Annotated in this window: 8 protein-coding genes; 4 read left to right on the top strand and 4 right to left on the bottom strand. The window is 67.0% G+C overall.

Annotated elements, in window-relative coordinates; genetic code table 11:
• Together xseA and KDJ86_RS15410 are read left to right on the top strand one after the other, a co-directional pair.
• Window positions 1-1,314 (top strand): exodeoxyribonuclease VII large subunit (gene xseA / locus KDJ86_RS15415; RefSeq protein WP_291747718.1); only part of this gene is annotated, 1,314 nt, incomplete at its 5' end.
• The gene (locus KDJ86_RS15410; protein WP_291747716.1) at window positions 1,315-1,857 is read left to right on the top strand and encodes a hypothetical protein; all 543 of its coding nucleotides are present in this window, start codon (window positions 1,315-1,317) and stop codon (window positions 1,855-1,857) included. It abuts the gene before it with no gap.
• On the opposite strand, the gene KDJ86_RS15405 is transcribed toward KDJ86_RS15410, so the two are convergent.
• From KDJ86_RS15405 to KDJ86_RS15390, 4 genes are all read right to left on the bottom strand, one after another.
• A complete protein-coding gene (locus KDJ86_RS15405; RefSeq protein ID WP_291747713.1) occupies window positions 1,858-2,403 on the bottom strand; it encodes a GNAT family N-acetyltransferase in 546 nt (181 codons plus the stop codon). It abuts the gene before it with no gap.
• Window positions 2,404-2,447: 44 nt separating this feature from the next.
• A complete protein-coding gene (locus KDJ86_RS15400) occupies window positions 2,448-2,768 on the bottom strand; it encodes a c-type cytochrome (RefSeq protein ID WP_291747711.1) in 321 nt (106 codons plus the stop codon).
• 74 nt (window positions 2,769-2,842) lie between these two features.
• Window positions 2,843-4,969, bottom strand: coding sequence for a penicillin-binding protein 1C (gene pbpC / locus KDJ86_RS15395; protein ID WP_291747709.1), 2,127 nt, complete (start codon window positions 4,967-4,969; stop codon window positions 2,843-2,845).
• Window positions 4,970-4,984: 15 nt separating this feature from the next.
• The gene (locus KDJ86_RS15390; protein ID WP_291747706.1) at window positions 4,985-10,480 is read right to left on the bottom strand and encodes an alpha-2-macroglobulin family protein; all 5,496 of its coding nucleotides are present in this window, start codon (window positions 10,478-10,480) and stop codon (window positions 4,985-4,987) included.
• A 388-nt stretch (window positions 10,481-10,868) separates the two neighbouring features.
• On the opposite strand from KDJ86_RS15390, the gene urtA reads away from it, so the two are divergent.
• On the top strand, window positions 10,869-12,170 hold the full coding sequence (urtA, locus tag KDJ86_RS15385; RefSeq protein WP_521085300.1) for an urea ABC transporter substrate-binding protein: 1,302 nt from the start codon (window positions 10,869-10,871) through the stop codon (window positions 12,168-12,170).
• An 80-nt stretch (window positions 12,171-12,250) separates the two neighbouring features.
• The coding region (locus KDJ86_RS15380) for an ABC transporter permease subunit (RefSeq protein ID WP_521085299.1) at window positions 12,251-13,305 on the top strand (1,055 nt) is incomplete at its 3' end.

The raw sequence follows: 13,305 nt of genomic DNA, 5'->3' as shown, positions 1-13,305 counted from the left end.
GGCGTCGAGGTGGTCGCCACCGGGCGGCTGACCACCTATCCCGGCCAGTCGAAATACCAGATCGTCATCGAGGCGCTGGAGCCGGCCGGCATCGGCGCGCTGATGGCGCTGCTCGAGGAGCGCCGCAAGACGCTCGCCGCCGAGGGCCTGTTCGACGAGGGGCGCAAGAAGCCCCTCCCCTATCTCCCCCGCGTCATCGGCGTCGTCACCTCGCCGACCGGCGCCGTCATCCGCGACATCCTCCACCGGCTGACTGACCGCTTCCCGGTCCGGGTGCTGGTCTGGCCGGTCCGCGTCCAGGGCGACACGGCGGCGGCGGAAGTCGCGGCCGCGATCCACGGCTTCAACGCGCTGTCGCCGGCGGGTCCGATCCCGCGGCCGGATGTCGTCATCGTCGCGCGCGGCGGCGGCAGCCTCGAGGACCTGTGGAGCTTCAACGAAGAGATCGTGGTGCGCGCCGCCGCCGAATCGGCCATCCCGCTGATCTCGGCCGTCGGCCACGAGACCGACTGGACGCTGATCGACCAGGCCGCCGACCGGCGGGCGCCGACGCCGACCGCCGCGGCGGAGATCGCCGTGCCGGTCAGGAGCGAGCTGCTTGCCGCCGTCGACACTCTCGCCGCCCGGCATCGCGGTGCCACCGGCCGGCTGATCGAGACCGCGCGGCGCGACCTCCTCGCCGCCGCCCGCGCCCTGCCGCGGGCCGACGACCTGCTCGCCATTCCACGCCGGACGGTCGACGACCTCGGCAGCCGCCTCGGCCGCGGCCTGATTGCCAATGCGCGTACCCACCGCGTCGCCTTCGAGCGGAGCGCGGCGCGGCTCTCCGTCTCCGGGCTCAAGCGGTTCGTCGGTCAGGGCCGCGAGCGTGTCGCCAATCTCGATGCCCGACGGCGCCAGGCGTTCCTGGTTCTTTCCCAGCGACGGCGCGCCGAGATGACCGCGACCGCGCGCCGCCTCCGCCCCGAGCCGATCGTAGAACGGCTGGCGGGCGAGCGCCGCCGCCTCGCCGATGCCGGGAGCACATCGGAGCGGAGCCTCCGCCTGCTGATCGCGCAGAAGCGCGACCGCGTCGCCGCGCTCGACCAGCTGCTCCGGTCGCTCTCCTACCGCAGCGTCCTCGCCCGTGGTTATGCCCTCGTCCGGGCGGGCGACCGACCGGTCCATTCGGCCGCCGAGGTCGGGGCAGGCGCCACCCTCGACATCGAGTTCCATGACGGCCGGGTTTCGGCTGAGACAACGTCGGGCACCCCCGCCCGGAAACCGTCCCGCAAGCCGCCCGTGCCGCCCGGAACCCAGGGCAGCCTGTTCTAGATGCCGATCCAGGCGCCGTCCCGGTCGGTCACCCTGTTCCGCACGCGGCCACGCGTCCTGCTCTTCTACTTCGTCCTTGGATTGATCTTCGTCGTTCAGGGCGTTGCAACGGCAGGCTATTTCGTCATCTTTGACGACGGTGCCGGCTTCCAGCTCATAGGCATCGGCCTTTCCCTCTTCCTCGCCGTGGTCGGTATCGTCTTCGCCGGCTATGCGGCGCTCCGGATTCGCGATCGCCACCCGCCAATCACCATTGGCCCCAATGGGTTGCATGATCGGATCATCTCGGAACGGCCGATCCCCTGGGAGGATATCGGCGACTTGAGGATATGGCCGGGATCGCGCGGCGGACCTGCCGTCGTCTTCGATCTCGCCGAAGGCGCCGAGGATCGTGCAAGCGTCTATCGCCGGGCACGCGTCGAAGCCGAATTCAACCGCGCCGCCGGTGGGTATTCGTACCAGATTCACCCGATCGGGACCGATGCCGATGTCGACCGGGTGGTCGAAGCTATCCGCCCGTTTGCGCAGGTTCGCGACACGTGATCAGCCAAGCCGCAGCCGCATGACCCGACGCCGGATACCGGCGGCGCCGACCTCGGTGAAGCCGGCTTTCTCGAAGGCCGGGACGAATCCCATGAACCGGTAGCTCGGAGCGTCCGGCGGGACGGGATAGGCTTCCACGACCGTCGCGCCGTTGTCCCGCGCGTGATCCACGGCCGCCTCGATCAGCCGGTAGACGAGCCCCTCGCCCCGGCGTTTCCGTGGCACCCAGAAACAGACCAGCGACCACACCGTCTCACCGGGTGTTTCGGGTGGCCCGCCGAGATTCCGGTAGGTCTCGCGCGGCGCAACCGACACCCATCCCATCGGCTTGCCGTCCTCGTAGGCGATCAGACCGACCGGGACGCCCGCCGCGATCCGCTCGAACATCTGGCGCTTGCGGACGGAGCCGCTGTTGTCCTTGGCCTCCGCCGCCGATCGCCGCCAGACCATGCACCAGCAATATTTCGGCGCGCCGGACGAGTTGAACAGCGCCTCGAAATCGCCGAGCGTCGTTTCCGTCACCGGACGAAAGCTCAAACCACCCATGGGCGTTCCACTGTCTGCCCCGCCAATCTATTGATATCCCGGAGTTATTTCCTGAGGCTCCGGATATAGGCGACGATGTTGCGGATGTCGTCCGAAGGGATGATGAAGTTCGGCATCGTCGGGTGCGGCGTCTGGAAGAAGGAGACGAGCGCCACCTCCGACATCGCCGGAACGTTGGCGACTTCCGAGAAAGGCGGCGCCGCGAAGAAGGGGCTGTCATAGTCGCCGCGATCGATCGCATGGCATTCCGCGCAATTCGCCCCGGCATAGGCGTATCCGAGCTCCGGATCGCCGAGGTCCACGGCGGATGCCGATCCGACGGCGCAAAGCGCGAAGACGAAGCAAGCCGTAAATCGCTGATACAATGTCGAATCCCTCGTCGCCCGCCGAGAATCCACTGGCCTTCCGCACGCGGCATTGATCCGCGTCATCCCGCGTCTCATTCCACGAAGACCGTCACCCGGTCCGAGCGTCCCGATGAATCGACCACCGATAGTGTAACGAACCCCGGCCCGTCCGGCTGCCACCGCTCCGACCGGTCGAAGGGATTGCGGCCGACCGGCGTTCCGTTGGCGAAGAAGGTGAAGGGTGGCGCGCCGTTGCGAACCTTGATCACCAGCGGTGAAGGATCGCCAATCCCGATGCCGAGGTCGACCGTCACACCTTCCAGCGGATAGGCGATCTCCGGGCCGTTGTCGCGCGAGACAACCGTCTGGTCAGGATGGCGGAAACGGCGGAGCGGCGGCGGAAGCTCGCCGGTCGATGCGATCAGCACACCGGGCGGCGCGGGACGCAACGGGACACGCTTCGGACCGAGCCGGTTGAACGCCTCGAAGAGGATGGGCGCGGCACCGCTAATGCCGGACAGTCCCGGGACGGGCGTGCCGTCCGGGCGGCCTATCCAGACGCCGATCACGTAGCGGCCGTCGAAGCCGATCGCCCAGGCGTCGCGATAGCCATAGGACGTCCCGGTCTTGTAGGCGACGAGCCCCGGCGATCCGTTCGACGGCGGCAGGACGCCAGAGAGAATATCCGCGACCTGCCATGCCGCCGTCCTGGAGAGCACCGGCGGCCCCGCCTTCGCCAGTGGTATATAGGGCCCATCCGCAATCCCGTCCCGGAGCGTCACGGGCGTGCCTCCGCGGGCAATCGCCGCGTAGAGCTGAACGAGATCGCGCAGGCTGGTGCCGACGCCACCAAGGCCAACGGCGAGCCCGGGCGCCGACAGTCGCGGCAGCTCCGGCCTGATCCCGGCCCGCTTCATCCTTGCCACCAGGCGCGCCGGACCGACCGCGTCGAGCACGACGATCGCCGGAACGTTGAGGGATTCCTGCAACGCCTCGCGGACGGTCACCGTGCCGCGATAGCCACCGTCGAAATTCTGCGGCGCATAGCCGCCAAAGCCGGTCGGCCGGTCCTCGATCAGGCTCGAAGGATGGGCGAGCCCTTCCTCGAAGGCGAGGCCATAGATCAGCGGCTTCAGGGTCGAGCCCGGCGAGCGGATGCCGCGGGTCATGTCGACATGGCCTGCCCGCCCCTCCTCGAGCAGGCCGGCCGAGCCGACCGAGGCAATAATCTCGCCGGAGCGGTGATCGGCGACGACGATCGCGACCGAAAGCTTCGGCCCCATCGCGGTCACCCGGTCATGGGCGAGCGTCTCGAGCGACGCCTGCAGGTCGCGATCGATGGTCAGCGAATGCTTCGCCGCCTTCGGATTCGCGACCACCGCCTCCTCGGCAAGATGCGCGGCAAGCATGGGGAAGGTACGACGCGCGGTCGGAATGCGCTCGGTCTTGGCGACTTCGGCCTCCTCGCCGCCAAGCACGCCTTCCGAGACCAGCCGGTCGAGCACCCGGTCGCGGGCCGCGCGGGCGGCTTCCGGATCGCGATCGGGGCGACGTGCCTCCGGCGATTGCGGCAGGGCGACGAGGAGCGCCGATTGGGCAATCGTCAACCGGGTTGGCTCCTTGCCGAAATAGGCAAGGGACGCCGCCCGCACCCCCTCGATATTCCCGCCATAGGGCGCGAGCATCAGATAAAGGGTGAGGATCTCGTCCTTGCTGAATCGGTCTTCCAGCTTCCGGGCCATCAGGATCTGGCTGAGCTTTGCCTCCGCGTCGCGCGTCGGTTCTCCCTCGAGGAGACGCGCTACCTGCATCGTCAGGGTCGAGCCACCCGAAACGATATGCCCCCCGGCAAGGACGAACTGGCCCGCCGCCCTCAGAAGCGCGCGGTAGTCGACGCCGTGGTGCTCGGCGAAACGGCCATCCTCATAGCCGATCAGCATATCGAGGAACCGCTGGTCGACGTCCGCCTTCGTGACCGGCAGGCGCCAGCGACCGTCGGCGATGGTGAACGGCCGCAGCAACCGTCCATCGCGATCGAGGACGACCGTCGATGTCGCCACCGATGCCGGGTCCGGCAGCGGCGGCAGGTTCGCCTCGATATCGCCAATGACCTTCAGGCCGATTCCGCCCGCTGCGGCGACCAGGATGAACACCGCAACGGCGGCGACCCCGACGCGTCGCCGCCAGCATATGCGGACCCGAGGTGCGTCGCCCGACACCGGAGCGCTCCCGCCTTATCGTGTCGTACCGACCACCTCGACGGTCGAGGCGCCCGTCCGGGCCCTGAGATACGGACGGTACATGTCCTCGACGGTCGCACCCGGCTGGGCATAGACGCCGGGCGAGACCGCGCGCATCGCATAGGCGACGCTGAACTGCAGCGGATCGCTCGCATCCCGGTCAACGGCCGCGACGAAACGGTCGGTGCGGGCCTCGGTGTGGGCGACATCGCGCTCGACGTCGAGCCAGTTGAAGGACGTCACCTCGCCGCTTGCCGAGATGTTGGGGTTCTCGATCTCGTAACCGGCGGGGATCGGATCGACCACCAGCAGATGGCCGTCGCGGCCCCGGGTCGCCGTGACAGTGAGGACCACGACCACCCGGTCGTTCTGGCCGACGGCGGCGATATCCCGCGGCTCGCCCTCCGGCGTGTAATAGGCACGCTCGATCTCGAACCCGTCGCCACCGGCCGGTTCGGGAAGCACGGTGACGCCCGTCGTCGCAACCATCGCGTCGAAGGTCCGGGGTCCCGGGTTGGCGATGGTGACCGGCGCCCTTTCGACACGGGCCTGGTCGTATTCCTTGAAAAGCGGTCCGGGCACCGTCGCCCCGTCGACATCGAATTCGCTGCCGGCGGCATCCTCAATCAGCGCCGCGGCCGCCATCAGCATCCAGGCGTTCTCCTGGGTGCTGGTGTAGCGACGCAGTTCGTAGGTCCCGGCGACCTTGTCCGTCAGCAAACGAACGTCGCGTACATCGATGTCGTTCTCGGCGGCAAGCGCCAGCACCGCCGCCTCGTCGCGGAGATTGCTTCCATAGTCGCCGCGCCAGACCTCCTCGCGGCTTTGATCGAGATCCGAATAGGCGACGCCGAATGCCTCATTCGCCCGGCGGCGGTCGCCGTAGAGAGCGAGAGCGGCGCCGATCTGGGCCTTGGCGAGGGCGGTGCCGAAATTGCCGATCCTGGTTTCCGCGTAGTAGCGCAGATCGCCGATCGACGCCCGGCCGTTCCTTGCAAGGACATAGAGAGCGTAGGCGATATCCTCGCCGCCGTTCTGGAAATCGTCGGCATAGGCGATGCGATTGGCGAGGTTGTCGACGGCGAGACCGACCGGGAGCTCGGGAATGTCATATCCCTTCTCGGCTGCCCGGGTGAGGAAATCCGTGACATAGGCGTCGAGCCACAGGTTGTTCGTGTTGTAAGGTCCCCACAGGCCGAAGCTGCCGTTCGACGACTGGTTGGAGAGGATCTTCACGATCGCCTTCTGGACCCGGTCGCGAACCGCCGTGTCGGACGCCACGCCGATCGATGCCGCAACCTCGTCGAGATAGACCAGCGGCATGGCGCGGCTGGTCAACTGCTCGGTGCAGCCATAGGGATAGCGATCGAGGGCGGCGAGAATGCCGGCGACATCGAGCCGGCTTGCGCCGCCGACCGAAACCGTTACCGAGGCCGTGCCCGGCACGAATTCGAAGAAGGGCTCGGCGTCGAGGGTGAGGGTTCCGCCGGGCGCCAGCGAGACCATGTTTCGCCGGGTGACCGGCTCACCCGGCGGACGGATCCCGAGCATCAGCTCCTTCGGCAGGACCTGGCCGTCCGGCATCGCGAGCGCAACGTTTATCGCGTAGTCGCCAACCACCTCGCCGGCGATCGGCACATTGAACCGGGTGCGCGCCTTCTCCTCGAGGGTGATCATGCGTTCGTGGTCCGCCGCTTCCATGCCGATGCCGTCGCCGGCGCCGATGGTGACGCGATAGTCGCCCGCCGGCCCCGAGACGTTGTTGATCTCGACCAGCAGGCGCGAACTGTCACCGGTATGCAGGAAGCGGGGGATGCTGGCACTGACGACCACCGGATCGCGGACGAAGACATCCTTCGCGCCGTGGCCGACGCCATTTCCGGACCACGCCATCACCATGACGCGGACGGTGCCGTTGAACTCCGGCAGGTCGAATGAGACGGTCGCCTTGCCGTCTGCCCCGACCTCGACGATGCCCGAATAGAAGGCGAGCAGCTTCTCGGTCGGCGGCGGCGCGGCGAGACGGGTCGGCCCGCCATCGCCGCCGGAGCGGATCGCGCCTGGAACGCCCTGCATCCGGTCGATCAGCAGCCCGTAGACGTCGCGGATCTCCATGCCGAGCTTACGCTGGCCGAAATACCAGTCATCCGGAGCCGGCGTCTTGAAGTTGGTCAGGTTGAGGATGCCGACGTCGACCGCCGCGACGGTGACGTAGGCCTTCGTCCCCGGCGCGAGGTTGTCGATGGCGACCGGAATGGCCATCGCCTGGCGCGGACGGACCTCGTCCGGCAGGTCGATGCTGACACCGAGGTCGCGATCGCCAGGCTCGACCTTCGCCCAGGTCAGGCCGAGGGCGCGAGCCGGCATGCGCTTCGCCGGGATGTCCATCGGCCGGTAGAGCGCCGCCGTGACATAGGCGCCCGGCCCCCACTGGTCGGTGACCTCGAGATCGACGGTGGTGCCCTCTTCCGGCACCTCGACCGCCTTCGTGGTGATCAGCCGGTCGTCGATGACGCTGACGAGGGCGATGCCGGCAAAGCGCGGATCGAGACGGAGCTTCGCCGTCTCGCCGATACGATAGGCCGGCTTGTCGAGCGCCACCGCCAGCACGTCCGGCGTCTCGGAGCCGGCGTCCGACACGTACCAGCCGGCATAGAAGTCATAGCTGGTGGCGGCCGCCTCGTCGCCCAGCCGCTCGACGGTCAGCCGATAGCGGCCCCAGTCGACCTGGGTCGAGATGCGCGCCGGATCTTCCGCCGCGACGTCGATCTCGCCGGAATCGATGCGGTGCGGCGTCGTGATCCGCTCGTAGTTCCAGTTGCCGTTCGAGCGGTACCACTGATAGTCGGTCTCAATCCGGTCGAGCCGCCAGGAAAGACCGGCCGCCGCCGTCCGTTCGCCGGATGGCGAAACCAGAATGGCGTCGAAGCCGACGGTGGTGTTTTCCTCGACCTCGTCGCCGTCGAATTGCGGCTTGATGCCGATCAGCGGTGTCGACGGCCGGACCGGCAGGTCGAGCGTGCGCTCGACGGCCCGGCCATTGGTGTCGGCCACCCTGACGATGATCCTGGCGTCGAAGGGCCGGGTCGAGACCGGCATGTCCTCCGGCAGGCCGACGTCAAGCGCCGCCTTGCCGGCTTCGTCGGTCGTCTCGGCGAGGTCGATCGGCCGGCGCATCGGCTCGACGGAATCGTCCGCGAGACCGAAAACATAGCCGCTGAAATCGTCGATGGTCCTGGCCGGCCGGACGTCGATATCGCCTTCGACCGGCAGGCCGGGCGCGGGTGCGCCGTAGAGATAGCGCGCCTCGAGCGCGATGGTCGCCGGCTCGGAAGCGCTCAGCGCCTCGGCATCGGTCGTGAGTTCGAAGGCAAGCCGCTCGGGCACGAAGTCCTCGACCAGCACCGACGTCTGGGCGATGGCGCTGCCCTTGGGGTCGGCAAAGAGCTTCACCTGCCAGGAGCCGCGCATCGCGGTGCCTTCGAGCGGGATCGATGCCGAATAGCCGCCGAGTCCGCCGTCGGACAGGGTCCGCTTGAGGTATTCGACGCCGTCCGGCCGTTCGATCACCAGGGTGATCGGCAGGTTGTCGACCGCCTCCGCGCGCACATCGCGAACCAGCGCGGTCAGGTTGATCGTCTCGCCGGGCCGGTAGATCCCGCGCTCCGGCGTCAGGAAGACATCGAGGGGCCCGGGCGCCGGGCGTCCGTCGACGCCGCGATCGGAGAGATCGAAGGCAGCGCGCGTCAGATCGATGAAGGCAAAGTCGCCGTCGGCGGTTGTGGCGTCGATCATCTGCGGCGCAAGGCCGCCCGTCCCGCGCGCCAGCCCCGGCTCGAAACGGGCATAGCCGTTGGCGTCGGTGGTCGCCTCGCCGAGGATGTCGTTGTTGGTCGCGACGAGCCGGAGCTTGACGTTCGCCACCGGCTCGGCCGTCGACAGCGAGCGGACGAAGGCGCTGACGCCGTCATTGCCGGACAGCGTCGTCAGGCCGAGGTCGGAGACGATGAACCATTGCGTCGCAAGCGTGTTCCATTCGTCGGTGTCGAGCTCTGCCTCGGCGGTGATCACATAGACGCCCGGCTTGAGGGTCGGAATCGCATCGTCGATCGGCACCGCGGTGGTAACCGTCTCGTTCAACTGCGAGGAAATGACGATCTCGCCTTCCCAGACCTTCTCGCCCTTCTCGTATTCGATGTTGTTCGCCGAATAGGGGGCGAGCTTGCGCATGAATTCGTTGCTGCGCAGCGTGTTGGCGAGGCCGCGCTCGCCGATCCGGTAGATCGCCGCCCTGGCGACATCGGTATTGACCGAGACGAGCGGGATCGACGCCCCCTCGCCCGCCGGCAGGACGTAGGCGTTGCCGGCGAAGCCAACCCACGGCGCCCGGTCGCGAACGAAGATGTCGAGCTCGGTCGGGCGTGCCAGGGATTCGCCGTCGGCGGCGGGAAGCCCGGCCCGGATGCGAATGTGGTAGCGGCTGCCATGCGCGACGCCGTCGATGCAAATCCGGCGCTGGTCCGGCTCGATCGCCAGACCGTCGCCATTCTCGACGACGACATAGTCGGCAAGGCCCGGCCGCGAGACCGGCAGGTCATCGGAGAAGCCGATGCAAATCCGCGGATTGGCGACATCGGCGTCGACGTCATGGGAGACAATCCGGAAGCCGTGCTCGGCGATGACCTGCTCATAGGCCTGGCGGACGATCGGATTTTCGGCCAATGCGAGGCTGGCGCGATAGGACCGGTAGGACGGCTTCCAGATCTCCCTGAGGCGGAACCCGTCGCCGACCGTCTGCAGGGCCTTCGCCTCGTTGGTCACCTCTTCCGAACGGACATAGGCGTTGATGCCCGCGGCCGTCACGTCGACATAGGCGCGCTGGCGATCCGACCAGTTGTCCGGCGAACGGGAACGGCTGGCGATGGCAAAATCGAGCCAGACGCCGGGATTGTCGTCGGCAATGGCGAGCGCCCGGCCGAACATCCGGGCCGCGAGATCGAAATTGCCGGCACGATATGCTTGCGTGCCCTGACGACGGTAGTCCTCGAACGCGCCCCTCGCCGGATCGAAACGCTGACGAAGCGAGCCGGCCAGCTCGCGGGCCTCGTCGACATAGCTGCCGGGGATGAAGTCCAGCTCGCCGAGCCGCCTCTCCTCGAGGCCGGGGGTCAGGTCGACCGTGTCGACGATGCGGCCGGCGATCGCCCCGGTCGCGTCGGAGAGGATGCCGAAATCGGACTTCAGGAAGCACCAGCCCGCCTTGACGTTATAGGTGAACGCCTTGCACCGGTCGCCCTCGAGGCAGGTCGACCGGCAGGCGGCGATCGTCACATCCTTGACCGTCTCGTAGTCGTAGCCGGCATAGTCGGCGTCGGGTGTCTCGATGACACGGCGCTCGGCCGCATGGCCGGGTCCGCTGATGGCGAGCCCCGCCACGACAATCGACAGACCAACAAACAGATGACGTGCCGCATGGACGACATTGCGCATGGAACCGCACTCCCGATGCCGTCCCGCCCCTAGGACGATGAGCGCGGAGTGTATGCGTCCCACTTGAGCCGGTAAAGGACGGCCGAGTGACCCCGGTCACATCGGCGCGGCGTCATGCGCGAGCGGGCGGACCTGCCGATGCCCCGGCAGAATGACTTGCACATTATTTCATCAATTGAAATCTGCTCACCATTTAGGCGCTAGCGGCTTCATATTGGGCGCGCTCCATCGTTGCCACGGCCTTTCGCCCGGCGCGGCGCGCGGTCCGGACGCGCGTGGCCGGTGATCGAGCCGCAAAGTCACGGTTGGTACGCTTCTTGAAACCTGTCTCCGCGTGCTGCGGAACACCAACCACGCGCAACCGAACAGGAGAGAGAGTTCCATGGTGATGGATAGGGGAATTGTCGGGCGGACCGTACTCGCCGCCACACTGGGGGCAGGCGTCGCGCTGTCCGGCATGCTGCCGGCGGCGGCGGCGGACGATACGATCAAGGTCGGCATCCTGCATTCGCTTTCGGGAACGATGGCGATTTCGGAGACCACCCTGAAAGACGTCATGCTGATGCTCATCGACGAGCAGAACAAGAAGGGCGGCTTGCTCGGCAAGCAGCTTGAGGCCGTGGTCGTCGACCCGGCGTCGGACTGGCCCCTGTTTGCTGAAAAGGCCCGTGAGCTGATCAGCCAGGACAAGGTGGCGGCGGTGTTCGGCTGCTGGACCTCGGTCAGCCGCAAGTCCGTGCTGCCGGTCTTCGAGGAACTGAACAGCATCCTCTTCTACCCGGTCCAGTACGAGGGTGAGGAGAGCCAGAGGAATATCTTCTACACCGGCGCCGCGCCGAACCAGCAGGCGATCCCGGCCGTCGACTATCTGATGAACGAGGAAGGCGTCGAGCGTTGGGTCCTCGCCGGCACCGACTACGTCTATCCCCGCACGACCAACAAGATCCTCGAGGCCTATCTCAAGGGCAAGGGCGTCGCCGACGAAGACATCATGATCAACTACACGCCCTTCGGTCATTCCGACTGGCAGACGATCGTCTCCGACATCAAGGCCTTCGGCTCGGCCGGCAAGAAGACCGCCGTGGTCTCCACGATCAACGGTGACGCCAACGTTCCCTTCTACAAGGAGCTCGGCAACCAGGGCATCAAGGCCGAAGACATTCCGGTCGTCGCCTTCTCGGTTGGCGAAGAGGAGCTCGCCGGTATCGACACCGCGCCTCTCGTTGGTCATCTCGCGGCGTGGAACTACTTCCAGAGCGTCGAGGATCCGGCCAACGAGGAATTCATCGCCAAGTGGAAGGCGTTCACCGACAACCCCGACCGCGTCAGCAATGACCCGATGGAAGCCCATGTCATCGGCTTCAACATGTGGGTCAAGGCGGTCGAGAAGGCCGGCACCACCGATCCGGATGCGGTCATCGACGCGCTTATCGGCATCACCGTCCCGAACCTCACGGGCGGTGTGTCGGCGATGATGCCGAACCACCACATCACCAAGCCGGTGCTGATCGGTGAAATCCAGGACGACGGCCAGTTCGAGGTGGTCTGGGAGACCCCCGGCCTCGTTCCGGGCGATGCCTGGTCGGACTATCTGCCCGACTCCAAGGATCTGATCTCCGATTGGCGCGCTCCGATGAGCTGCGGCAACTTCAATGTCGCCACCGGCAAGTGCGGCGGCAAGGGGTCCTAGCCTGCGATGCCTGATTGGGGAAGCCGGCGGCTCCGGCCTCCCCTTTTTTTCATGGGGCAACTCTCGGATAGTCGAAGCGGATGCGCATTCTCATCCAGGTCGTTCTGGCGGCTCTGATCTGTCTCGCGGCCACGCTGGGCGTAAAAGCTCAGGGCGCCGATCTCCGCGAGCTGGTCAACGGTCTCGCCGTCGGCGGTTATGACGAGACGGAGACGCAGATCGCCGCCATCGCCGCGACCGGCGACCCGGCCGCCGTCCCGGTCCTCGAGGCCCTGGCCGAGGGCAACGTCTATTCCCGCAAATCCGACAAGCTGGTCTTCATCGCCGAGAAGACGGGATCGACCTACAAGCTGATCGATCCGCTGACCGGAGAGGTGGTCGAGGAAGTCGGCTCCGGCGCGATAACCAAGATCAAGGTCAACAACCGCCTGCGCCGCGCGATCCGCACCGCGCTCGGCGCGTTGACCCTGATGAGCCCGAATCCGGATATCCGGCGGGCAGCCGCGGAGGCGATCTTCCTCAGCGGCGATCCCGACGCGATCGAGCTGATCGACCAGGCGATCGAGCAGGAGACGGTTCCGGCAATCGCCAAGCTGATGCGCGAGGCGCGCGCCGCGGCGGTGCTCAAATCCGACCTTTCCGATGACGAGAAAGTCGCGGCGATCGAGGTGATCAAATCGCGAAGCGGTCGCGATTCCCTCTCCCTGCTGATCCCGCTGACCGAGGTCGAGGGCCCGGTCGGCGATGCGGCGCGATCGGCCGTCTCGGCGATCGAGGGTGAGCTTGCCCTCTGGGACATTGGCCAGAACGTCTGGTACGGCCTGTCGCTCGGCTCCGTCCTGCTGCTCGCGGCGATCGGCCTCGCCATCACCTTCGGCGTGATGGGCGTGATCAACATGGCCCATGGCGAGATGGTGATGATCGGCGCCTATACGACCTTCGTCGTCCAGGAGATCATTCGTAACAACGCGCCCTGGCTGTTCGATTCCTCGCTGTTCATCGCAATCCCCCTCGCCTTCCTGGTCGCGGGGGCGATCGGCGTCGCGATCGAGCGCGGCGTCATCCGGTTCCTCTACGGACGGCCGCTGGAAACGCTGCTCGCGACCTGGGGCATCTCGCTGATCCTCCAGCAGGC

It is taken from the genome of Bauldia sp. (assembly GCF_020442045.1).
GTDB lineage: Bacteria > Pseudomonadota > Alphaproteobacteria > Rhizobiales > Kaistiaceae > Bauldia.
The sequence above is the reverse complement of the archived record's forward strand: the minus strand, read 5'-3'. Positions and strand labels throughout refer to the sequence as shown.

Coding starts and splice junctions, on each gene's coding strand:
- KDJ86_RS15410 (WP_291747716.1), top strand. CDS start 1,315: ATGCCGATCCAGGCGCCGTCCCGGTCGGTCACCCTGTTCCGCACGCGG.
- KDJ86_RS15405 (WP_291747713.1), bottom strand. CDS start 2,403: ATGGGTGGTTTGAGCTTTCGTCCGGTGACGGAAACGACGCTCGGCGAT.
- KDJ86_RS15390 (WP_291747706.1), bottom strand. CDS start 10,480: ATGCGCAATGTCGTCCATGCGGCACGTCATCTGTTTGTTGGTCTGTCG.
- urtA (WP_521085300.1), top strand. CDS start 10,869: ATGGATAGGGGAATTGTCGGGCGGACCGTACTCGCCGCCACACTGGGG.